This is a genomic window from Polaromonas sp. (assembly GCF_036676035.1).
Taxonomy (GTDB): domain Bacteria; phylum Pseudomonadota; class Gammaproteobacteria; order Burkholderiales; family Burkholderiaceae_C; genus Polaromonas.
Genome location: NZ_JAKFDR010000022.1, coordinates 28,145 through 48,528, shown reverse-complemented (window position 1 = coordinate 48,528; position 20,384 = coordinate 28,145). Strand labels below are relative to the sequence as shown.

At 64.3% G+C, this 20,384-nt stretch carries 19 protein-coding genes; 10 read left to right on the top strand and 9 right to left on the bottom strand.

All coding sequences use genetic code 11. The features are described from left to right. A partial coding sequence (xdhB, locus tag V6M61_RS04825) for a xanthine dehydrogenase molybdopterin binding subunit (protein ID WP_332775433.1) occupies positions 1-1,515 on the top strand: 1,515 nt, incomplete at its 5' end. A 182-nt stretch (positions 1,516-1,697) separates the two neighbouring features. Beyond that, a complete protein-coding gene (locus tag V6M61_RS04820; RefSeq protein ID WP_332775432.1) occupies positions 1,698-1,919 on the top strand; it encodes an oxidoreductase-like domain-containing protein in 222 nt (73 codons plus the stop codon). 12 nt (positions 1,920-1,931) lie between these two features. Here V6M61_RS04820 and V6M61_RS04815 read toward each other — a convergent pair whose 3' ends face one another. Beyond that, positions 1,932-2,825: a LysR family transcriptional regulator gene (locus V6M61_RS04815; protein WP_332775431.1), complete on the bottom strand. Its 894-nt coding sequence runs from the start codon at positions 2,823-2,825 to the stop codon at positions 1,932-1,934. 111 nt (positions 2,826-2,936) lie between these two features. Between V6M61_RS04815 and mdlC the strand changes: the two genes are divergently transcribed. The 4 genes from mdlC to V6M61_RS04795 all read left to right on the top strand — a co-directional run bounded on the left by mdlC (position 2,937) and on the right by V6M61_RS04795 (position 7,724). Continuing rightward, positions 2,937-4,559, top strand: a complete 1,623-nt coding sequence (mdlC, locus tag V6M61_RS04810) for a benzoylformate decarboxylase (RefSeq protein ID WP_332775430.1) — start codon at positions 2,937-2,939, stop codon at positions 4,557-4,559. A 51-nt stretch (positions 4,560-4,610) separates the two neighbouring features. Beyond that, positions 4,611-6,062, top strand: a complete 1,452-nt coding sequence (locus tag V6M61_RS04805) for an aldehyde dehydrogenase (protein WP_332775429.1) — start codon at positions 4,611-4,613, stop codon at positions 6,060-6,062. A 37-nt stretch (positions 6,063-6,099) separates the two neighbouring features. Next, complete coding sequence (locus V6M61_RS04800; protein ID WP_332775428.1) at positions 6,100-7,098, top strand: Bug family tripartite tricarboxylate transporter substrate binding protein; 999 nt, start codon at positions 6,100-6,102, stop codon at positions 7,096-7,098. 212 nt (positions 7,099-7,310) lie between these two features. Continuing rightward, the gene (locus tag V6M61_RS04795; RefSeq protein ID WP_332775427.1) at positions 7,311-7,724 is read left to right on the top strand and encodes an acyl-CoA thioesterase; all 414 of its coding nucleotides are present in this window, start codon (positions 7,311-7,313) and stop codon (positions 7,722-7,724) included. 117 nt (positions 7,725-7,841) lie between these two features. Here V6M61_RS04795 and V6M61_RS04790 read toward each other — a convergent pair whose 3' ends face one another. From V6M61_RS04790 to V6M61_RS04775, 4 genes are all read right to left on the bottom strand, one after another. Beyond that, entirely contained in the window at positions 7,842-8,882 is a 1,041-nt protein-coding gene (locus V6M61_RS04790; protein WP_332775426.1) for a hypothetical protein, read from the bottom strand. A 428-nt stretch (positions 8,883-9,310) separates the two neighbouring features. Continuing rightward, complete coding sequence (locus V6M61_RS04785; RefSeq protein ID WP_332775425.1) at positions 9,311-10,636, bottom strand: glycerate kinase type-2 family protein; 1,326 nt, start codon at positions 10,634-10,636, stop codon at positions 9,311-9,313. 77 nt (positions 10,637-10,713) lie between these two features. Then, on the bottom strand, positions 10,714-11,706 hold the full coding sequence (locus V6M61_RS04780) for a tripartite tricarboxylate transporter substrate binding protein (RefSeq protein ID WP_442957729.1): 993 nt from the start codon (positions 11,704-11,706) through the stop codon (positions 10,714-10,716). Positions 11,707-11,758: 52 nt separating this feature from the next. Further along, positions 11,759-12,850, bottom strand: coding sequence for a tartrate dehydrogenase (locus V6M61_RS04775; RefSeq protein ID WP_332775423.1), 1,092 nt, complete (start codon positions 12,848-12,850; stop codon positions 11,759-11,761). 102 nt (positions 12,851-12,952) lie between these two features. Here V6M61_RS04775 and V6M61_RS04770 point away from each other — a divergent pair, with 102 nt between their 5' ends. After that, complete coding sequence (locus tag V6M61_RS04770) at positions 12,953-13,888, top strand: LysR family transcriptional regulator (protein ID WP_332775422.1); 936 nt, start codon at positions 12,953-12,955, stop codon at positions 13,886-13,888. 31 nt (positions 13,889-13,919) lie between these two features. Here V6M61_RS04770 and V6M61_RS04765 read toward each other — a convergent pair whose 3' ends face one another. Together V6M61_RS04765 and xdhC are read right to left on the bottom strand one after the other, a co-directional pair. Further along, positions 13,920-15,152 carry a urate hydroxylase PuuD gene (locus V6M61_RS04765; RefSeq protein WP_332775421.1) on the bottom strand — a complete coding sequence of 411 codons (1,233 nt, stop codon included), beginning with the start codon at positions 15,150-15,152 and terminating at the stop codon, positions 13,920-13,922. A gap of 268 nt (positions 15,153-15,420) precedes the next feature. Then, positions 15,421-16,224: a xanthine dehydrogenase accessory protein XdhC gene (gene xdhC / locus V6M61_RS04760; protein WP_332775420.1), complete on the bottom strand. Its 804-nt coding sequence runs from the start codon at positions 16,222-16,224 to the stop codon at positions 15,421-15,423. 161 nt (positions 16,225-16,385) lie between these two features. Here xdhC and V6M61_RS04755 point away from each other — a divergent pair, with 161 nt between their 5' ends. Next, on the top strand, positions 16,386-16,892 hold the full coding sequence (locus V6M61_RS04755; RefSeq protein ID WP_332775419.1) for a hypothetical protein: 507 nt from the start codon (positions 16,386-16,388) through the stop codon (positions 16,890-16,892). 273 nt (positions 16,893-17,165) lie between these two features. Here the strand turns inward: V6M61_RS04755 and V6M61_RS04750 are convergent, their stop codons facing one another. After that, positions 17,166-18,161 carry a tripartite tricarboxylate transporter substrate binding protein gene (locus tag V6M61_RS04750; RefSeq protein ID WP_332775418.1) on the bottom strand — a complete coding sequence of 332 codons (996 nt, stop codon included), beginning with the start codon at positions 18,159-18,161 and terminating at the stop codon, positions 17,166-17,168. A gap of 84 nt (positions 18,162-18,245) precedes the next feature. Next, complete coding sequence (gene uraH, locus V6M61_RS04745; RefSeq protein ID WP_332775417.1) at positions 18,246-18,599, bottom strand: hydroxyisourate hydrolase; 354 nt, start codon at positions 18,597-18,599, stop codon at positions 18,246-18,248. A 73-nt stretch (positions 18,600-18,672) separates the two neighbouring features. Between uraH and V6M61_RS04740 the strand changes: the two genes are divergently transcribed. Further along, on the top strand, positions 18,673-19,338 hold the full coding sequence (locus V6M61_RS04740; protein ID WP_332775416.1) for a GntR family transcriptional regulator: 666 nt from the start codon (positions 18,673-18,675) through the stop codon (positions 19,336-19,338). A gap of 107 nt (positions 19,339-19,445) precedes the next feature. Then, entirely contained in the window at positions 19,446-20,384 is a 939-nt protein-coding gene (gene puuE / locus V6M61_RS04735; RefSeq protein WP_442957728.1) for an allantoinase PuuE, read from the top strand.

Below are 20,384 nucleotides of genomic sequence, written 5' to 3'. Positions count from 1 at the left end.
GTCAAGCTGCGCATGGACCGCGACGACGACTTCATGGTCACCGGCAAGCGCCACCCGTTTGCCTATGACTACACGGTGGGCTTCGACGACAGCGGCCTCATCACCGGCCTCAAGCTCATGCTGGCGGCCAATTGCGGTTTTAGCGCGGACTTGAGCGGCCCTGTGGCCGACCGCGCTGTTTTTCACAGTGACAACGCTTACTTCCTGAGCGACGTCGAGATTGCGTCCTACCGCTGCAAGACCAACACGCAAAGCCACACCGCGTTTCGCGGCTTCGGTGGCCCGCAGGGCATGATCGTGATCGAAGCCATCATGGGCGATATCGCACGCCAGCTGGGCCTGGACCCGCTGGATGTGCGCATGCGCAACCTCTACGGCGTGGAAGACCGCAACACCACCCACTACCAGATGAAGGTGGAAGACAACATCCTCGAACCGCTGCTATCAAAACTGGAGCTAACTGCGCAGTACCGACGCCGGCGGGAGGCCATTTCGGCATGGAACGCTAGCAGCCCGGTGATCAAGCGCGGCATCGCCATCACGCCGGTGAAGTTCGGCATCTCTTTCACCGCGACCTTCTTCAACCAGGCCGGTGCGCTGGTCCATGTCTACACCGACGGCAGCGTGCAGGTGAACCACGGTGGCACTGAAATGGGCCAGGGCCTGAACACCAAAGTCGCGCAGATCGTGGCCGACGAGCTGGGCGTTCCCTTCGAGCGCGTGCTGGCCACGGCCAGCGACACCAGCAAGGTGCCCAATGCCTCGGCCACCGCAGCCTCCAGCGGCACCGACCTCAACGGCCGCGCCGCGCAGTTTGCCGCGCGCCAGGTGCGCGAGCGCCTCGTGAAATATGTGGCCGAGCACGAGGGCTGTGCCCCCGAGGCCGTGGTGATCGCCCAGGGCCAGGTCACTTCGCCCCAGGGAACGCAGAGCTTTGAGCAACTGGTCGACAAGGCCTACCACGCCCGTGTGCAGCTGTGGAGCGATGGCTTCTACAAGACACCCAAGATCCACTACGACAAGCACACGCTGACGGGACGGCCGTTCTACTACTTTGCCTACGGCGCGGCCTGCTCCGAAGTGGCGATCGACACCCTGACCGGCGAGAGCCGTCTGCTCAAGGTCGACATCCTGCACGATGTCGGCACCTCGATCAACCCGGCCCTCGACATCGGCCAGATCGAAGGCGGCTTCGTGCAGGGCATGGGCTGGCTGACCACCGAGCAGCTGGTCTGGAACGACAAGGGCTACCTCAGCACCCACGCGCCCAGCACCTACAAAATCCCGACGACCGGTGATGTGCCCGAACACTTCAAGATCGCGTTGTGGCCCGAGCCCAACCGCGAAGACAACGTGTTCGGCAGCAAGGCCGTCGGCGAGCCCCCCTTCATGCTGGCCATCAGCGTATGGGAGGCGATTCGCGACGCCGTGGCCGCCGCCAAGGGCGACGGCCAGCCCGTGGTGCTCAATGCCCCGGCGACGGCCGAGAATGTGCTGAGCAGCCTCCAGGCCTGACAAGCGCCGCGAAGGGCCGCCCCGAGCAAGCGACGGCCCCCTCGGGGCTGATGTCCGCGGCTCCAAGCCTGCCTGCGCAGGCTTGGACGGACGCAAGAGCCGCTGCGTCTCGCAGCGGCACGTCCAGCGCATTACACGAAGTGAAAAGCGTGGGGGCTAGTTACCCACGTTACAGTTCGGTCATGCTGACCCGCGTGACCGATCTCCCATCTGCCCGGCAGTTGACGGCCTCTTTGTCTGCCCTGGCAGATCAACAAGGCCTCAGCCTGCGCCCACCGCCGCCCGAGCCCACCACCTGCTGCGGACGCGGCTGCAACGGCTGCGTCTGGGAAGGCTGGTTCGCCGCTGTCGAGTACTGGCGCGAGGAAGCGCTGCAAAAGCTCGAAGCCGGGCGCGCGGGCTGACGCCGGCTCGCCCTACTCCGCGAACAGATCCACGATCGTCTGCCGCAGCCAGCGGTTGCCGGGGTCGGCCTCGAAGCGCCGGCTCCAGTGCAGCGACACCGTGAAGTCTCGTAGCGGCAATGGCGGCTCCACGATGGCGTAGCCGCCTTCAAAGCCGCGCGCGATGTTGCGCGGCATCACGACGGCGAGGTCGGTCGCCTTCACGATGGAGGGCAGCACCATGAAATGCTCGGTGGTCAGGCGCAGCCGGTCCTCCAGGTTCAGCAGTTGCAGGATGCGCAGGGTGTCAGCGTGGGTGCGCACGGCAACGAATTCAAGCTTGCGCAAATCGGCAAGCAGCGCCTGGCCGCTGCGGCGCTTGCGCGTGAACGGATGGCCTGCGCGCAGCAGCACGATGTAGCGGTCTTTCAGCAGTTGCGTGCGCTGGGTGTCCTTGATGGTGGGCAGGAAGCCGAACGCGAAATCGACGCGCCCGCTGTCCAGCGCGTTGGTGATCTCGCCCTTGGGCAGCGGCAGGGTTTCAATGCGAACCCCGGGCGCCAGCTCGCGCAGCGCCACCATCAGCTCGGGCAGGAAGCGCCCTTCACCAATGTCGCTCATGTGGATGCGAAAGATCCGGCGCGATTGCAGCGGGTCGAAGTCGGCCGACTCGTTGAGCGCTTCCTCCAGCGTGCCGAGCGCACTGCGCACCGCGTCGGCCAGCCTGTCAGCCTTCGGGGTGGGCTGCACACCGCCGCCGGCGCGCACAAAGAGCGGGTCTTTGATCAGCAGCCGCAGCCGCGTCAGCCCCTGGCTGGCGGCGGGCTGTGTCAGGTCCAGCAGCTCGGCCGCGCGGCTCACGTTGCGGGTGCGGTAGACCGCGTCAAACAGCCGCAGCAGATTCAGGTCAACGTCTTTTATATGCATAAGACTAATACTACTTAGTCTTGTCATTTTATTGATTTATGACACGCCTGAGCCGAAGATTCCTCATCGACGTCATCGACGCATCCCAGCCTCAACCCCAGGACCCTTCAGATGCCCCAGGCCAATGCCATCCCCTCGGTAGCAACAACACACCGCCCCACTTCCAGCACCAGCGTGCGTGAAGCCGTACTGGATTTGCTGCGCGCCTTCAAGATTGACACCATCTTTGGCAACCCCGGCTCCACCGAGTTGCCGCTGTTCCTGGATTTCCCGCCAGACTTTCGCTACATCCTGGGTTTGCAGGAGTCGGTGGTGGTCGGCATGGCCGACGGCTATGCCCAAGCCACACACAACGCCGCGTTTGTCAATCTGCATTCGGCGGCCGGCGTGGGTCACGCCATGGGCAACATCTTCACGGCCCACAAGAACCGCACGCCGATGGTGATCACCGCCGGGCAGCAGGCACGCTCCATCCTGCCGTTTGACCCCTTCCTGTTCTCGGGCCAGGCCACCGAGCTGCCCAAACCCTATGTCAAATGGAGCATCGAGCCCGCACGTGCCGAGGACGTGCCGCTGGCCATTGCGCGCGCCTACTACATCGCCATGCAGCAGCCGCGCGGGCCGGTGCTGGTGTCGATTCCCGCTGACGATTGGGAGAAACCGTGCGAACCGGTGCAGGCACGCGTGGTCAGCACCGAAACACGCCCCGAGCCGCGCGTGCTGGATGCGATTGGCAACACGCTGGATGCGGCCGAACGTCCTGCCTTTGTGGTTGGCGCAGCGGTGGACCGCGATGAGGCCTGGCAGGACGTCGTCGCGCTGGCCGAACGGCACAACGCCGCCGTCTGGGTGGCGCCGATGTCGGGGCGTTGTGGCTTTCCCGAAGACCATCGCCTGTTTGCCGGCTTCCTGCCGGCCATGCGCGAAAAAATTGTGAGCCTGCTGGCGGGCCACGATGTCATCTTTGCGCTGGGCGCCGCGGCGTTCACCTACCACGTTGAAGGCTTTGGCCCGCATGTGCCAGCCGGCGCCCAACTGGTGCAACTGATTGAAGACCCCAGCATCGCCGCCTGGGCGCCCGTGGGTACTTCTGCCGTGGGCGGTATTCGCCTAGGCGTACAAGACCTGTTGGCCCGGCCAGCGCCTAAGGCCAGGGCTTTGCCTGCACCCCGCATGCCACGCCCCAGGGCCGAGCCCTCCGCGTTGATGAGCGTGGCCTATGTCATGCAGACCCTGGCCGAAGTGCGCGCAGCCGACACCATCGTGGTGGAAGAGGCGCCCAGTTCGCGTTCCGCGATGCAGAACTACCTGCCCATCCTGCAAAGCGAAACCTTCTACACCATGTGCAGCGGCGGCCTGGGCCACGGCCTGCCTGCGGCGGTGGGCGTGGCGCTCGCCAAGCGGGACAAAAAGGTGATCGGGCTGATCGGCGATGGTTCCTGCATGTATTCAATCCAAGCCCTGTGGAGTGCCGCGCAGCTCAAGCTGCCCATCACCTTCATCATCCTGAAAAACCGCCGCTACGCGGCCTTGCAGGAATTCGCACCCACCTTTGGCTTCCAGCCCGAAGACAAACTGGCAGGCACCGACTTGCCCGACCTCGACTTCCTGGCGCTGGCCCGGGGTCAAGGCTGCGATGCCGTCCATGTGCGCGATGCAGCAAAACTTCACGCCGTTCTACGCGAAGCCCTCGCCTCCCCCCACCCCATCCTTGTCGAGGTAGACGTGGCTTGACCTGGCACCGAATTTCAATTTGCAACCTTTCAACCAGCCCGGAGACTTTCAATGACCACCATTTCCATGCTCATCAACGGTGAGCCGCAACAGGCCGGCAACGGCGCCACTTTCGAGCGTCGCAACCCGCTGGACGGCAGCGTGGCAACCACCGCGCCGGCAGCCACGCCAGCCGATGCAATAGCCGCCGTGGAGGCTGCTGCCCACGCCTTCAAGCGCTGGAGCCAGACCGGCCCCAGCGAGCGTCGCGCCTTGCTGTTGAAAGCGGCCCACACCCTCGAATCCAAAGCCCAGGCCTTTACCGAGGCCATGGCCGCAGAAACCGGCGCGTCCGGTTTGTGGGTGGGTTTCAACGTGCATCTGGCCGCCGGCATGCTGGGAGAAGCGGCGGCCATGACCACGCAGATCAGCGGTGAAGTCATCCCGTCTGACGTGCCCGGTAGCCTGGCCATGGGGCTGCGCCAGCCTGCGGGCGTGGTGTTGGGCATAGCACCGTGGAACGCGCCCATCATTTTGGGCGTGCGCGCCATTGCCACGCCGCTGGCCTGCGGGAATACGGTGGTGCTCAAAGGCTCGGAGTTATGCCCCGCCACCCACGGCCTGATCGTCGAAGCCTTGCAGGAAGCCGGCTTTCCCAAGGGGGTGGTCAACTTCGTCACCAATGCCCCGGCCGACGCCGGCGCCGTGGTCGAAGCCATGATTGCCCACCCGGCAGTGCGCCGCGTCAACTTCACCGGCTCCACCCATGTCGGAAAAATCATTGCAGGCACCTGCGCCAAGTACCTCAAGCCTGCCGTGCTGGAACTGGGCGGCAAGGCACCGCTGGTGGTGCTGGACGATGCCGACATCGATGCGGCAGTCAAAGCCGCGGCCTTCGGCGCGTTTGCCAACTCGGGCCAGATCTGCATGTCCACCGAACGCATCATCGTCGACAACAAGATAGCCGACGACTTTGTCGCCAGGCTGGCGGCCAAGGCCCAAAGCCTGCCGCTGGGCGACCCGCGCAAAGGCCCGGTGGTACTCGGCTCCGTGGTGGACATGGCCACCGTGCAGCGCTGCAATGCACTGATTGACGACGCCCTGGCCAAGGGTGCCAGGCTGGTTTGCGGCGGACGGGCCGACACCACCCTCATGCCGGCCACCTTGCTGGACCATGTCACACCGGCCATGCGGATTTACAGCGAGGAGACCTTTGGCCCTGTCAAGGGCATCGTGCGCGTCAACGGTGTCGAAGAAGCCGTGGCCTGCGCCAACGACAACGAGTTTGGCCTGTCGGCCGCCGTGTTCGGTGGCGACATCGCCCGCGCGATGCAGGTGGCCCAGCGCATCGAATCCGGCATTTGCCACGTCAACGGCCCGACAGTGCACGACGAAGCGCAGATGCCGTTTGGCGGCGTCAAGGGCAGCGGCTTCGGGCGCTTCGGCGGCAAGACCGGCATCGCTGAATTCACCGATCTGCGCTGGATCACGGTGCAGACCACGCCGCGGCACTACCCGTTCTAAAGCACCTGACAACACACTACTTCTGGAGACAAAAATCATGCATCTGCCCATCCAACAAAACCGTCGCAACCTGCTTGCCGCATGTGCCATTGCAGCCATCACCTGCATCGCCAATCTGCCAGCCACGGTTTTAGCCGACACCTGGCCCGGCAAACCCATCAAGGTCATCGTCAACTTCCCGCCGGGTGGGGCGGCCGACCAGATCGCGCGCGCAGTCACCGTGCCTTTGCAGCAGGCCCTGGGCCAGCCCGTGATCGTCGAAAACAGGGCGGGCGCCGGCGGCAACATTGGCGGCGAGGCGGTGGCCAAATCCCCCGCTGACGGCTACACGCTGTTGATGAGTTCGGGCGGCATGGTCTCGGTCAATCCGCACCTGTATCCCAAGATGGCTTTTGATCCCGCCAAGGACCTGGTGCCGGTGGCAGCGGCCGCGCGCGTGCTGGTGTTCCTGGAAGTCAAGCCCTCGCTGCCAGTCAACAACGTCAAGGAGTTCCTGGCCTACCTCAAGGCCAACCCCGGCAAGCTGTCATTCGGCTCGCCCGGCAACGGTAGCTCCCCGCACCTGGCGGCCGAGATGATGAAGGCGCAGACAAACCTGTTTGCGGTGCATGTGCCCTACCGCGGCGCGGCGCCCGCCATGCAAGACCTGCTGGGCGGACAGCTCGACTTCATGTTCGACCCCGGCATTGGCCTGCAGCATGTCAAGGCCGGCAAACTCAAGCTGCTGGCCGTGGGCAGCTCGAAACGCTCGCCGTTGTTCCCCGATGTGCCGACGCTGGAAGAAGCCGGCCTGAAGGGCTTTGATGCCGACACCTGGTTCGGTTTCTATGCCCCCGCCGGCACGCCGCCCGAGGTGGTGAGCCGCCTGAACCGGGAGATCAACAAAATCCTCGGCACACCGGCGGTGAAAGACCGCATCATGTCCATAGGCGGCGTCCCGGCACCAATGTCCCCGGCCGACTTCAGCATGCGCGCCGCCATCGACGGCACGCGTTTCGGTGCGCTGATTCGGGCGCGCAACATCAAGGGTGATTAAATAAAGCCCCCACGCTTGTCACTGCGTGTACTGCGCTGCCCCCCGAGGGGGCGCTGCGCCTGCGGCCCGGCAAAGCCGGTTCCGCGGCCCCTGCTTGAAAAAGACCTTCCACGATGTTCGCTGCATGTACTGCGCTGCCCCCCCCGAGGGGGCGCTGCCTGGCCCATCCTGAGCCTGACGAAGGGTCGAAGCCGTGACGACATAATGAATCCATGAGCAAACAGATCACCCACACCGTGCGCGTCGAATTCGGCGACTGCGACCCCGCGCGCATCGTCTGGTTCCCGAACTTCTTCCGCTGGATCGACGCCGCCTCGCGCCACTTCTTCATCGAATGCGGCGTGCCGCCCTGGCATGAGACCGAAGCGACGCTGGGCGTGATCGGCACGCCGCTGGTGGACACGCATGCAAAGTTCATCAAGACCGCGAGCTACGGCGACCTGCTTTCCATCCATGCCTCGATCGCCGAGTGGCGCGGCAAGAGCTTTGTGCAGCGCTACCGGGTGATGCGGGACGACGAGTTGATCATGGAGTGCGACGAGGTGCGCATCTTCGCCGGCCGCAAGGACGATGGCCGCCTGTTCGCCTGGGAGATTCCGGCGCAGATCCGGCAGTTGTGCGAATAAGCCCCCACGCTCGGCACTGCGTGTCCTCGCTGCCCCCCGAGGGGGCCTTCGCGGCTTCGGGCGGCCGGACGCCGCTCAATAAGGGCCGCGCCGCAGCCTGCGGCAACGCCAAGAGCCTTATATGGCGCGGTTTAGGTCCACATCCAGGCCCGCGCGCTTCATCTCGCGCGCCAGCAGCAGCTGCCATAAACCATCCTCGTCGACCGTGATGCGTGTCGCGCCCGTCAAGGCGGCCGGCATGGCATCCTGTTCGGATAGCAGGCAGGCCATGCGGCTGCGGCCGAGCACGGCGAGCATGAATCCGATGGCCAGCATGGCTGCCGGCGCCTCGGGGTTTTTGCCCGGCAAGAGCAGCAGGAACGCCACGTTGCGCAGCGTTTCGAGTTGATCAACGGAGACGGCGTCGAGCACCGCAGCCTCCAGCCCCAACTGCTCCACAAACTCGCACGCCTGGCCCGCAGCGTCGCCGCCCCAGCCGAGGACGGCCACGCGTCCGCCGGGGACGGCTTGCTGCGCTGCGATGGAAGAGGAAGCAGGATCGGTTTTGGACATGGGCATGATGACTCCAATGGCAGGTGAAGGCGTTGGCGCGGCCGTCGGTGCAGGTGACGGTGCCCGCACAGGCGCAACCGCCTGCGGCGGTGGCGGTGGCGGTGGCGGTGGCGGTGGCGGTGGCGGCTCTGGCTCTGGCTCTGGCTCTGGCTCTGGCTCTGGCTCTGGCTCTGGCTCTGGCTCTGGCTCTGGCTCTGGTGCTGGTGCTGGTGCTGGTGGCTCGGCAAGCACCTTGCCTTCAAGGCGGTCGGTCAGCAGCTTCTTGACCACAACCAGATTGTCGAGCGCCTGGTCGATGCTTTTCTTGATGCCTTGCCGCACTTCGTCCAGCGAGAGGCGGTCGCCAAAATTCGAATCCAGGGCCGAGTCGAGGGCGCCGATCGCATGCCGCTTGTACTCGGGCGAACCTGCGCCCAGAATGTCGGCAAGGGTCGTGTTGGTTCTCTTTTGCAGTGCCTCGATGCGCGAATCCCAGCGCCCTTCGATGCCCGAGAGATCGAAAGTGCGCAGTTCCTTGGCGCGCCTGGCGAGCTTGTCGATCGCGCTCTCGAGCGCGGCCTTGTTGGGGGCACTGGCGGACGGCGGTGTCGATTTCCCGGTGGACATGCAAGCTCCTCATGCGAACAGCTCCAGACTTTAACGCTTCCCGCCCGTTACAACACGTAAGTATTCAAGCCATTGACCTCCCGGAGTCGTAAGAGCCTGTTCACGCTTTATTTGGAGTCGCGCAGGTGTCTTTTCGGGATGGGCTTGCCAAGGCGCCGTGCGCCGCCAATAGCCCGGCTATTGGCAAGCAGTGCAACGCCGCAGACCGCCCGAAAAGGCCCCTGCCCTTCGGGTTGGGGCGACGCAAACGCGGTCGCGTTTGCATCCCCATTGGGGCAGCCGCACGACGCACAGCCGACCGGCTGTGCGGTCGGGCGATTTGGCAACCAAACCTCTTGCATGGGCATAGGCCCATGCGGCGTGGTCTTGACAGCCAACTCATCCCGATTGCGTCCCAACGCGACTCCAAATAAAGCGTGAACAGGCTCTTACAGCACCAGGATCGCCCGGAAATCGTTGACATTGGTGTGCGTGGGCCCGGTGATCACCAGGTCGCCCAGCGGCTGGAAGTAGCCATAGGCGTCGTTGCGGCCCAGGTAGGCGTCGATCTTCATGCCCTGCGCCAGCGCGCGCTGCAGCGTGTCGGGCGCCACGAAAGCGCCCGCGTTGTCTTCCATGCCGTCGATGCCGTCGGTGTCGGCAGCCAGCGCCCAGACGCCGGCCTGACCCTGCAGCGCCTGCGCCAGCCCCAGGCAGAACTCACCGGCCCGCCCGCCTCTTCCCCGTTGCTCGCGCGGCGTGCCCTCGGGCTGCTTCTTCACCGTGACCGTGGTTTCGCCACCGCTCAGAATCACGCAGGGCCTGGCGAACGGCTGGCCACGATGCGCCACGGCGCGCGCCAGCGCCGCATGCACCTTGCCGACCTCGCGCGATTCGCCTTCGATCTCGTCGCTCAAGATGTGCGCTTCGATGCCGGCGGCGCTCGCCGCTGCCGCCGCCGCTTCGAGCGACTGCTGCGGCGTGGCGATCATGTGCACTTCATGGCCGTCAAAAGCCGCATCGCCGGGCTTGGGTGTTTCGAGCGCGCCCTGCTCCAGCAGGCTCATGAGGCCGCCCGGAATCGCGATGCCGTAGCGCTGGAGAATGGCCACGGCCTCGGCGCAGGTGCTGGCGTCCGGCACGGTCGGGCCGCTGGCGATGATGGACGGGTCGTCGCCCGGCACGTCGCTGATGGTCAGCGTGACCACCTGCGCCGGCGCGCAGGCCGCGGCCAGCCGCCCGCCCTTGATGCGCGAGAGGTGCTTGCGCACGCAGTTCATCTCGGCGATGTTGGCGCCCGAGTTCAGCAGGTCTTTGTTGATGCGCTGCTTTTCTTCCAAGCTCAAGCCTTCGGCCGGCAAGGTCAGCAGTGCCGAGCCGCCACCCGAGATCAGGCACAGCACCAGGTCGTCCTTGGTCAGCCCTTGCGTGAGCGCCAGGATGCGCTGCGCGGCGGCCAGGCCGGCCGCGTCGGGCACGGGATGGGCGGCCTCGACGATTTCGATGCGCCGCTTCAGCCCCTCGGGACGCGGCGGAATATGGTGGTAACGCGTGACCACCAGACCTTCCAGCGGGGCGTCAAGAGGCCAGAGGGCCTCTACCGCCTGCACCATGGAGCCGCCCGCCTTGCCGGCGCCCAGGACAATCGTTCTTCCCTTGGGTGGCTTGGGCAAATACGCCGCCGTGTTGTGCAGCGGCAGCGCACGCCTGACGGCAGCGTTGTAGAGATGTTCGAGAAACTGGCGGGGCTCGGTGGCGGGATTGGGGGCGGTCATAGGGGTCTCCAGAAGAGCATTGTGCCGCTGTAACCCGCTGGTAACCACGCACCCCGGTTAAAACTGATCCACTCAATTCACTCGATAGTGACCTTTGCGTCCTTGACGAGCTTGGCGAACCGATCGGTATCGTCCCTGATCTGTTTGGCCATTTGCTCCGGCGTGTTGCCGATCGGCTCGGCGCCAATGTCTTCCATTCGTTTCCTGAAATCCGGCGACTGGATGATCTTGACCAGTTCGGTGTTGAGCCGGGTCACGATTTCCCTGGGCGTTCCAGCCGGTGCCAGGACGCCAAACCAGGTGCCAAGATTGAAGCCCTTGAGACCTGCCTCATCCAGCGTCGGCACATCCGGCAAGGCGGTGGAGCGTTTGCCGGTGGTGATTGCCAGCGCGCGGAGCTTGCCCGCCTTGATGTGCGGCAACACCGGCGTGATGGTGTCGAAGGACATGGTGATCTGCCCGCCCAGCAAATCGGTGGTCAGCGGGCCGCTGCCCTTGTAAGGCACATGCAGCATCTGCACGCCGCCCATGCCCTCAAACTGTGCGCCAATCAAATGCTGCCCGGTGCCGTTGCCGTTGGAGCCATACGTGAGCTTGCCCGGCGAGGCTTTGGCCAGTGCCAGCAGTTCGCTGACACTTTTGGCAGGCACGCCGGGGTTGACCACCAGCACATTGGGCACCAGCGCCACGGTTGTGACGGGCAGCAGGTCTTTCTGGAAGTCGTAAGGCAGTTTTTTATAGACGCTGGTGGCAATCGTGTGATGCACCGCCCCCATCAGCAAGGTGTGGCCGTCGGCCCTGGCTTTGGCCACGTAATCGGCCCCCAGCGTGGCGCCGGCGCCGGGCTTGCTCTCGACCACCACGGGCTGACCCAGGCTCTTGGAGAGTTCCTGCCCGACAGCACGCGCCAGCACGTCGGTCGTGCCGCCGGCCGGAAACGGCACGATCAGGCTGATGGGTTTGGCCGGCCAGGCCTGTCCTGAGCCTGTCGAAGCGGCCTGGGCCAGCGCCGAACCGCTGATCAGGCTGAACGCCAGCAGGCTGGCACGAATGGCAGCGGTCTGCCACATTGGTTTTTTGTCTTGCGAACACATGTTTTGTCTCCTTCGGGTTTCGTGGAAATCAGGCCGCGAGCGGCTGCGCTGCGGCGGTGCTGACGCGGTCGCACACGGCTTGAGTCACCTGCGCCGTGGTGGCGGTGCCGCCCAGGTCGCGGGTATGCAGCGAGGCATCGGCCGTGATCTGCTCGATGGCGTGCATCAGTTGCTGCGCCGCAGCCTGTTCGCCCAGGTGTTCCAGCAGCATCACGCAGCTCCAGAAGGTGCCCACCGGATTGGCCAGCCCTTTGCCCATGATGTCGAAGGCCGAGCCGTGGATGGGCTCAAACATGGAGGGGTAGCGGCGCTCGGGGTCGATGTTGCCGGTGGGGGCTAGCCCCAAGCTGCCTGCCAGCGCGGCCGCCAGGTCGCTCAGGATGTCGGCATGCAGATTGGTGGCAACGACGGTGTCCAGCGAGGCCGGGCGGTTGACCATGCGGGCGGTGGCGGCATCGACCAGTTCCTTGTCCCAGGTGACGTCGGGGAATTCCTTGGCTATCTGCACGGCGATTTCGTCCCACATCACCATGGCGTGGCGCTGGGCGTTGGATTTGGTGATGACGGTCAGCAGCTTGCGCGGGCGCGATTGCGCCAATTTGAAGGCGTAGCGCATGATGCGCTCGACGCCGGCACGCGTCATCATCGACACATCGGTCGCCACCTCAATAGGATGGCCCTGGTGGGCCCGGCCGCCGACACCGGCGTATTCGCCTTCGGAGTTTTCGCGCACGATGACCCAGTTCAGGTCTTCGCGCTTGCAGCGCTTGAGCGGCGCGTCAATGCCCGGCAGGATGCGGGTGGGCCGCACGTTGGCGTACTGATCGAACCCCTGGCAGATCTTCAGGCGCAGGCCCCACAGCGTGATGTGGTCGGGGATGTGCGGGTCGCCCGCCGAGCCGAACAAAATGGCATCCATGGCGCGCAGGTCATCCAGGCCGTTTTCCAGCATCATCACGCCATGCCGGCGGAAGTAGTCGCCGCCCCAGTCAAACGAGCTGAACTCGAATTTGAATTTGTTCTGCGTGGCGGCCAGCGCTTGCAGCACCGTCTGGCCGGCCGGCACCACTTCCTTGCCGATGCCGTCACCGGGAATGCAGGCGATTTTGTAGGTCTTCATAAATTTCCTGGGCTGTTGTGAGTTGTCCTGCTGACAACTGTACCGATTGCCTTGTCGATCAAAAGAACTTAAAGTGATGCCATTGTTTACTTCAAGTTAAGAATGACTGCGTCCGCCGCACCGCCTTCAGAGATGGCTTTTTTCAGCCTGCTGGTCCGATGCGGCAGCTTTTCGGCCACCGCCCGCGAGCTCGGCGTCACCACGGCCGCCATCAGCAAACGGCTGGCGCAAATGGAGGCCCGGCTGGGCGTGCAACTGCTCAACCGCACCACCCGCCGCGCCAGCCTGACGCCAGAAGGCGAGATTTACCTCACCCACGCGCGGCGCATTCTGGCCGACATCGAAGACATGGAGCAGTTGGTGTCCCATGCCGTGGCCGCGCCCAAAGGCCTGCTGCGCGTGAATGCCACCCTGGGTTTTGGACGCAGCCACGTGGCGCCGCTGATCTCGCGCTTCGTCAAAAGCCATCCGGAAGTCCAGGTGCAACTGCAGCTGTCGGTCAATCCCCCGCCCCTGACCGAAGACGCGTTCGACGTCTGCATCCGCTTTGGCGAACCGCCGGACGCGCGCGTCATTGCCCGAAAAATCGCACCCAATCGCCGCCTGTTGTGTGCCGCCCCCGCTTATCTGGCCAGGCATGGCGCCCCCAAAGTCCCGCACGACCTGACGCGGCACAACTGCATCGGGATCCGACAGGGGGATGAGGCTTACGGCGTGTGGCGCCTGAGCACGGGCAAGCGCACGGAGACCGTGAAGGTGCGCGGCAACCTGAGCACCAATGATGGCGAAATTGCGGTGAACTGGGCCCTGGACGGGCACGGCATCCTGATGCGGGCCGAATGGGACATCGCCAAATACCTGCGCAGCGGCCGGCTCCAGCCGGTGCTGGAAAATTACCGGACACCGCCCGCCGACATCCATGCGGTCTACCCGCAGCGGCACCAACTGTCAGCGCGCGTCAGGGCTTTTGTCGACTTCCTGGCAAACCACTTTGAAAAATCGTCAACCCGTGCCGCCGGCTTGGTGACTGATTGGTAGCCTGGTAGGCAGGGGCAAGCGCCGCACAACGCTACTGAACCTTGGCGCCGGCCTCAAACCATTGCTTGACCAGCAGCCGCTCGGCATCGGTCATGTTGGTGGCGTTGTTCATCGGCATGATTTTGGTCACGACCACCTGCTGGTACAGGGCCTGTGCGTTCTGGCTGACCAGCTCCGGTGAATCGAGCCGCAAGTTTTTCATCTGCACCTGGGCGCCATGGCACAGGTAGCAGCGCTGCTCCAGCACTTTCTGCACGGATTGATAGTCAGATTGGCCTTTAGCCCCGGCAGAATTTGCGCCGGCAGCTATTGAATTAGTAGCAGCTTTATGGGCCACAGGCGGCTGGAGCCACACGATCACGGCCACGATGACCGCGATGCCGATCAGTGCATAGCCGATCGGGTGCCGGTTGCGGCCCAGCTTGTAGCCGTGGCGCAGCACAAAAAACTGGCGGATGGCAGCGCCGGCAAACATCATCAGGATCAGGATGACCCAGTTCTGCGGGTGGCTGTAGGTGAAGCTGTAGTGGTTGCTGAGCATGGCAAACAGCACCGGCAGCGTGAAGTAGGTGTTGTGCACGCTGCGCTGCTTGCCGCGCTGGCCGTGGACGGGATCAACCGGCTCGCCGGCCTTGATCGATGCGATCACCCTTTTTTGGCCCGGAATGATCCAGAAAAACACGTTGGCGCTCATGCTCGTGGCCAGCATCGCGCCCACCAGCAGGAAGGCGGCACGCCCGGCAAACCAGTGGCAGGCCAGCCAGGAGGCGATGCACACCAGCACCAGCACCAGCGCGCCGACGATGGCATCCCCGTTTTTGCGCCGACCAAACAGCTGGCAGATGCCGTCGTACAGCATCCAGAACACCACCAGAAACGACAGCGCCACGCCGATGGCCGCACCCGACGACCAGTTCATCAGCGACTTGTCGATCAGGTAGGTGCTGGCGCTCCAGAGGTAGGATACGGTGAACAGCGCAAAGCCGGTCAGCCAGGTGGTGTAGCTTTCCCAGTAAAACCAGTGCAGATGCTCGGGCAGCTTGGGCGGCGAGACGTTGAACTTGACCGGGTGGTAAAAACCGCCGCCGTGCACAGCCCAGAGCTCGCCGCTGACGCCCTGCTTTTTCAGCTCCTCTTCTTCTGGCGCGGTCAGGCTGCTGTCCAGAAAAACGAAGTAGAACGAGGAGCCAATCCAGGCGATGGCGGTGATGACGTGGGCCCAGCGCAGCAGCAGGTTGGCCCAGTCGAGAAGATAACTTTCCATAGTCTCTCAACCTCGCGGCGCAAAGCCGCTTGTTTGCAACCTGCTCACCACTGCGGGCGCTCTGAGCAGAAGTTTGGCCACGAACAACAAGATGTGTGCTCCGCTGCGACCTGTCTACCGAAGTGTATACACTTTTGCTCTTGCATTCCAGTCATTCCTATGCCTGCAGACCTAGCGTAAACCCTAGGTTTCGCCGCCGGGCCGCCCCAAGGCGAAACGCGGCCCCCTCGGGGGGCAGGGAGCTACACGCAGTGAGCGACCGTGGGGGCTAGCCCAAGGTCTGCAGCAACTGCGCCGCCACCGCCACCGCAATCACTTCCGGCTCCTTGCCGGTGATGCCGGGCACGCCAATCGGGCAGGTGACATGGGCCAGTTCGTCGTCGCTGAATCCGCGCGCCTCCAGCCTGTGCCGGAAAGTGGCCCACTTGGTCTGGCTGCCAATCAGGCCGATGTAGGGCAAATCCGCCTGGTCGCGCTGGCGCTTCAGGCACGCGGCCACGATGTCCAGGTCTTCGGCGTGGCTGAAACTCATGATCAGCACCCGCGAGCCCGGCGCCAGGTCTTTCACGGCCGCCTGCACCGGGTCGGAATACTCGCAACTCACATTGAATGGCACGGTCTCAGGAAAGATTTCATCGCGGCTATCAACCCAGGTCACGGCAAACGGCAAACTGCCCAGCACGCTAACCAGCGCCTTGCCGACATGACCGCCCCCGAAAAGGGCGACGGGCAGCCGGCCTGTATCGAGCCGCGCCGTCAGGGCCGGCAGGTCAGCCGCGCCAACCCGCTCAAACCGCAGATGCACCACGCCGCCACAGCACTGGCCCAGCGCTGGCCCCAGCGCAAACCGGACCAGGCCCGCATCCGGTGCGCCCTGCAGCCGCTCACGGGCCACCTCCAGCGCCTGGTACTCGAGATGGCCGCCGCCAATCGTGCCCACCACGGCATCGGCAAAGACGGCCATCCAGGTACCGGCCTCACGCGGCACGGAGCCCTGGGTGGACGCCACCTGCACCAGCACCGCGGGCTGCTGCGCCAGTCGGGTCAGGAAAATAGCTTTGTTATCAGTCACGGTACAAAAAAAACCTAGGGTTACACAACGGTTTGATCAGTCGATTCAATCTTCGGCACAATCCGGCCAAGCACAACTGCAGTCCGGATTTTGACCCGGGATTGCACCTTGTCACCATAGTACCAAGCACCAAGCACCCCGTGAAAACCGCAAGGACCCGCATGACCACCTCTCCCGAACGCCGCTTCTGGTTGCTCACACTTCTGTCTGCCGCTGTTTCTGCGCTGGTAACTGCTTGTAAAACAGCGCCCGAAGAACCTCCCCCGGCCTCATCCCTGCCCGAGGCCCCGGTAGTCAGCCCGGCAGCAGCCCCTGCGCCGGCCCGAAGTTCGGCCGCCGTGTCGCCGCGTGCCTACCGCGAAGACGGGGCCTCGCATATTTACGGACTCAATACGAACCGCATCTACAAAGGCAAGATGCCCCCTCTGCTGTATGCCATTGGCGTGCTGAATGTGGAAATTGACCGGAGCGGTCACGTGACCCGCCTGGACTGGATGCGCGCGCCCAAACATGCGCCGGAAGTCATCGCGGAGATCGAGCGCACCATCCGCAGCGCCTCCCCGTTTCCCGCACCCGCACGGCTGGGCAAGGTGGTTTACACCGACACCTGGCTGTGGCACAAAAGCGGGCAATTCCAGCTGGATACGCTGACCGAGGGGCAGTTGTAATAAGCCCCCACGCTTGTCGCTTCGCGTACTGCGCTGCCCCCCGTGGGGGCCGCCCGCCTGCGGCCCGGCAGAGCCGGTTCCGCGGCTCGACCTTGAAGTTCTGCGTTGCGCGCCGTGACGTGATTTACGCCACCGTCGCCTAATGCCTACTTGGCGATCAAAGGGGACCTCTTCACCAGCAGGGGCCGCGGAACCGGCTTCGCCGGGCCGCAGGCGCAGCGGCCCCCTCGGGGGGCAGGGAGCTACACGCAGTGAGCGACCGTGGGGGCTCAGTTATTCAATCTTGAGATTCTGCGTCTTCACCACATTGCGCCAGGCGCGGTAATCGGCCTCAATAAAGTGGCCAAGCAGCGCGGGCGAGCCGGGTGCGGCCTCTACCGCATCGGCCTTGAACCGCGCCACCACCTCGGGCAAGGTCACCACCTTGTTGATGGCCGCATTGAGCGGCGTGATGATGGAAGCCGGTGTGCCGGCGGGCGCCATCAGGGCAAAGTAATTGACGACATCAATCCCTGACAGTCCGGCCTCGGTCATGCTCGGTACATCGGGCAAGGCACTGGAGCGCTTGGCGCTGGTCACGGCCAGGGGTTTGATGCGGCCGTCCTTGATGAAAGGCAGCAAGGCAGGAATGGTGCCCGTGATCAGCTGCACCTGGCCCGCGATCATGTCCATGGTGGCCGGGGCAACGCCGCGGTAGGGAATATGGGTGATGAAGGTGCCCGTGCGTGATTTCAGCAGCTCCAGCACCAGGTGGTTGACCCCGCCGGCGCCGGCCGAGCCGTAGTTCAGCGCGCCCGGCTTTTGCCGTGCCAGCGTCACCAGCTCTTTCATGTTGCTGGCAGGCAAATTGGCATTGGCGGCCCAGACCAGCGGGCCAGTGGCGATCATGCCCACCGGGGCAAACTGGCGCAGCGGGTCGTAGTTGGCGCTGGGCAGCGAAGCGGCCACGGTCGTAAAAGGCGAAGCCACCAGCAGCAGCGTGTAGCCATCGGGCGGCGCCTGCGCCACCAGCTGCGTGCCAATGGCGCCCGAAGCCCCCGCACGGTTGTCCACCACAAACGTGCCCCCCATCACCTCGCCAAGGTGCTTGGCAACCAGGCGGGCCATGGCATCGGTACCGGCGCCAGGGGCAAAGGGCACGATGATCTTGACGGGGCGGTCGGGATAGCCCTGGGCCCTGGCATGCGGAGCGACCAGACTGGCGGCGGCGCCTGCGGACAAGACAAGGGCCTGACGGCGGCTAAGACGGGCAGTTGATTTTGAGTTCATGGGCAAACCAGTTGTGTGACGCGGTTTTACCCGATTCCCATGACTCTTTCATGACCTTCTCATCACTCAGGACTGCGCCGGCTGTCAGCTGCCCCGGTACGTCGAATAGCTCCAGGGACTCACCAGCAGCGGCACATGGTAGTGCTGGTCGGTGTGGGCCACGCCGAAATCGAGGCTCACCTTGTTGAGGAAATTCGGCTCAGGCAATGCAACGCCCCGCGCCTTGAAGTAACCCGCCACGTCGAACACCAGACGGTAAGTCCCCTTCTTGAGACTCTGGTTGTCGTACAGCGGGCCGTCGGGGTTGCGCCCGTCGTGGTTCAGCTGGAACTGCTTGACCAGCGTCGCCTGGTCGCCGTCGGTGGTGTACAGCGCCACTTGCATGCCGGCGGCCGGACTCCCGTGCATGGTGTCCAGTACATGTGTGCTCAAGCCCATGAATGTCTCCTTCGGGTAAATACGGTAGACAGAAGTGTATACACTTTTCCGATTTCAGGCTATCATGCATCGCATGGAGTCTTCCACCACGAGTTTTATCGTCGAGTCGCTGACCCGCGCCATCGTCGATCACCGCCTGCATCCGGGCACCAAGCTGGCCGAGCAGAAGCTCGCCGACCACTTCGGCGTGTCACGCACACTGGTGCGCCAGGCCCTGTTCCAGCTGGCGCAAAACCGGCTGATACGGCTCGAGCCCGCGCGCGGTGCGTTTGTAGCCGCCCCGGCGGCCAACGAAGCCCGCCAGGTATTTGCCGTGCGCCGCATGCTGGAAGCCGAAATGACCCGCGCCTTCGTGCGCGAAGTGACGCCAGCCAAAATCCGCGCGCTCAAGGAGCATGTGGCCCAGGAAAAGGCGGCCGTCGAAAAAGAAGACGTGGCCGGCCGCACCGAGCTGCTGGGCGACTTCCATGTGCGCATGGCCGAACTGATGGGCAACGAGGTGCTGGCGCAGATGCTGGGCGAACTGATCTCGCGCTGCGCACTGATCACGCTGATGTACCAGACCCGCAGCGCCGCCGAGCACTCCAACGATGAGCACGCCGAGATCGTCAAGGCCCTGGCCGCCAAGGACGAAGAACGTGCCGTCCGCCTGATGAACGAACACCTGCTGCATGTCGAGGAAAACCTGACCTTCGACCGCAAGGTCCCGACCAACGATATTTCAATGGCACTGTCATGAACACAAAACAGACAACAACGAGCGTGGGGGCAAAGCATTTTTCCGACGGGCCGCCCCTAGGAAAAATAGCCCCCCCGGGGGGCAGCGCAGCACACGCAGTGGCAAGCGTGGGGGCAACAATATACCCGCGCGATTTAGCCGGCTACGGCCGCAACCCGCCGCATGCGCAATGGCCCGGCAATGCCCGCATCGCCGTGCAGTTCGTGCTGAACTATGAGGAAGGCGGCGAAAACGCGGTGCTGCACGGCGACGCAGGCTCGGAGCAGTTCCTCTCGGAAATGTTCAACCCGCCCAGCTTTCCCGACCGGCACCTGAGCATGGAAGGCATTTACGAATACGGCTCGCGCGTGGGCGTCTGGCGCCTGCTGCGCGAGTTTGAAAAGCGCGGCCTGCCGCTGACGGTCTTCGGCGTGAGCATGGCCCTGCAGCGCCACCCCGAGCTGACCGCCGCATTCAAGACATTGGGCCACGAGATTGCCTGCCACGGCTGGCGCTGGATCAGCTACCAGAATGTCGACGAGGCGACCGAGCGCGAGCACATGCGCGTCGGCATGGACATCATCAAGGAGCTCACAGGCGAAAGGCCACTGGGCTGGTACACCGGCCGCGACAGCCCCAACACACGCCGCCTGGTGGCCGACTACGGCGGTTTCGAGTACGACAGCGACTACTACGGCGACGACCTGCCGTTCTGGATGAAGGTCCAGAAGACCGATGGCAGCGTAGTGCCGCAGCTGGTCGTGCCCTACACGCTGGACACCAACGACATGCGCTTCTCGCTGCCGCAGGGCTTCTCGCAGGGTGATGACTTCTTCACCTACCTGCGCGACAGCTTCGATGCGCTTTACGCTGAAGGCGCGCCGGATGGTGACGACCGGCCCAAGATGCTGAGCATCGGCATGCATTGCCGCCTGCTTGGGCGGCCCGGGCGCATTGTGGCGCTGCAACGCTTTCTTGACCATGTGCAGAAGCACGATCGCGTGTGGGTGTGCCGCCGCATCGACATCGCGCGGCACTGGAAACAAGTCCACCCCTTCAAAGGCTGA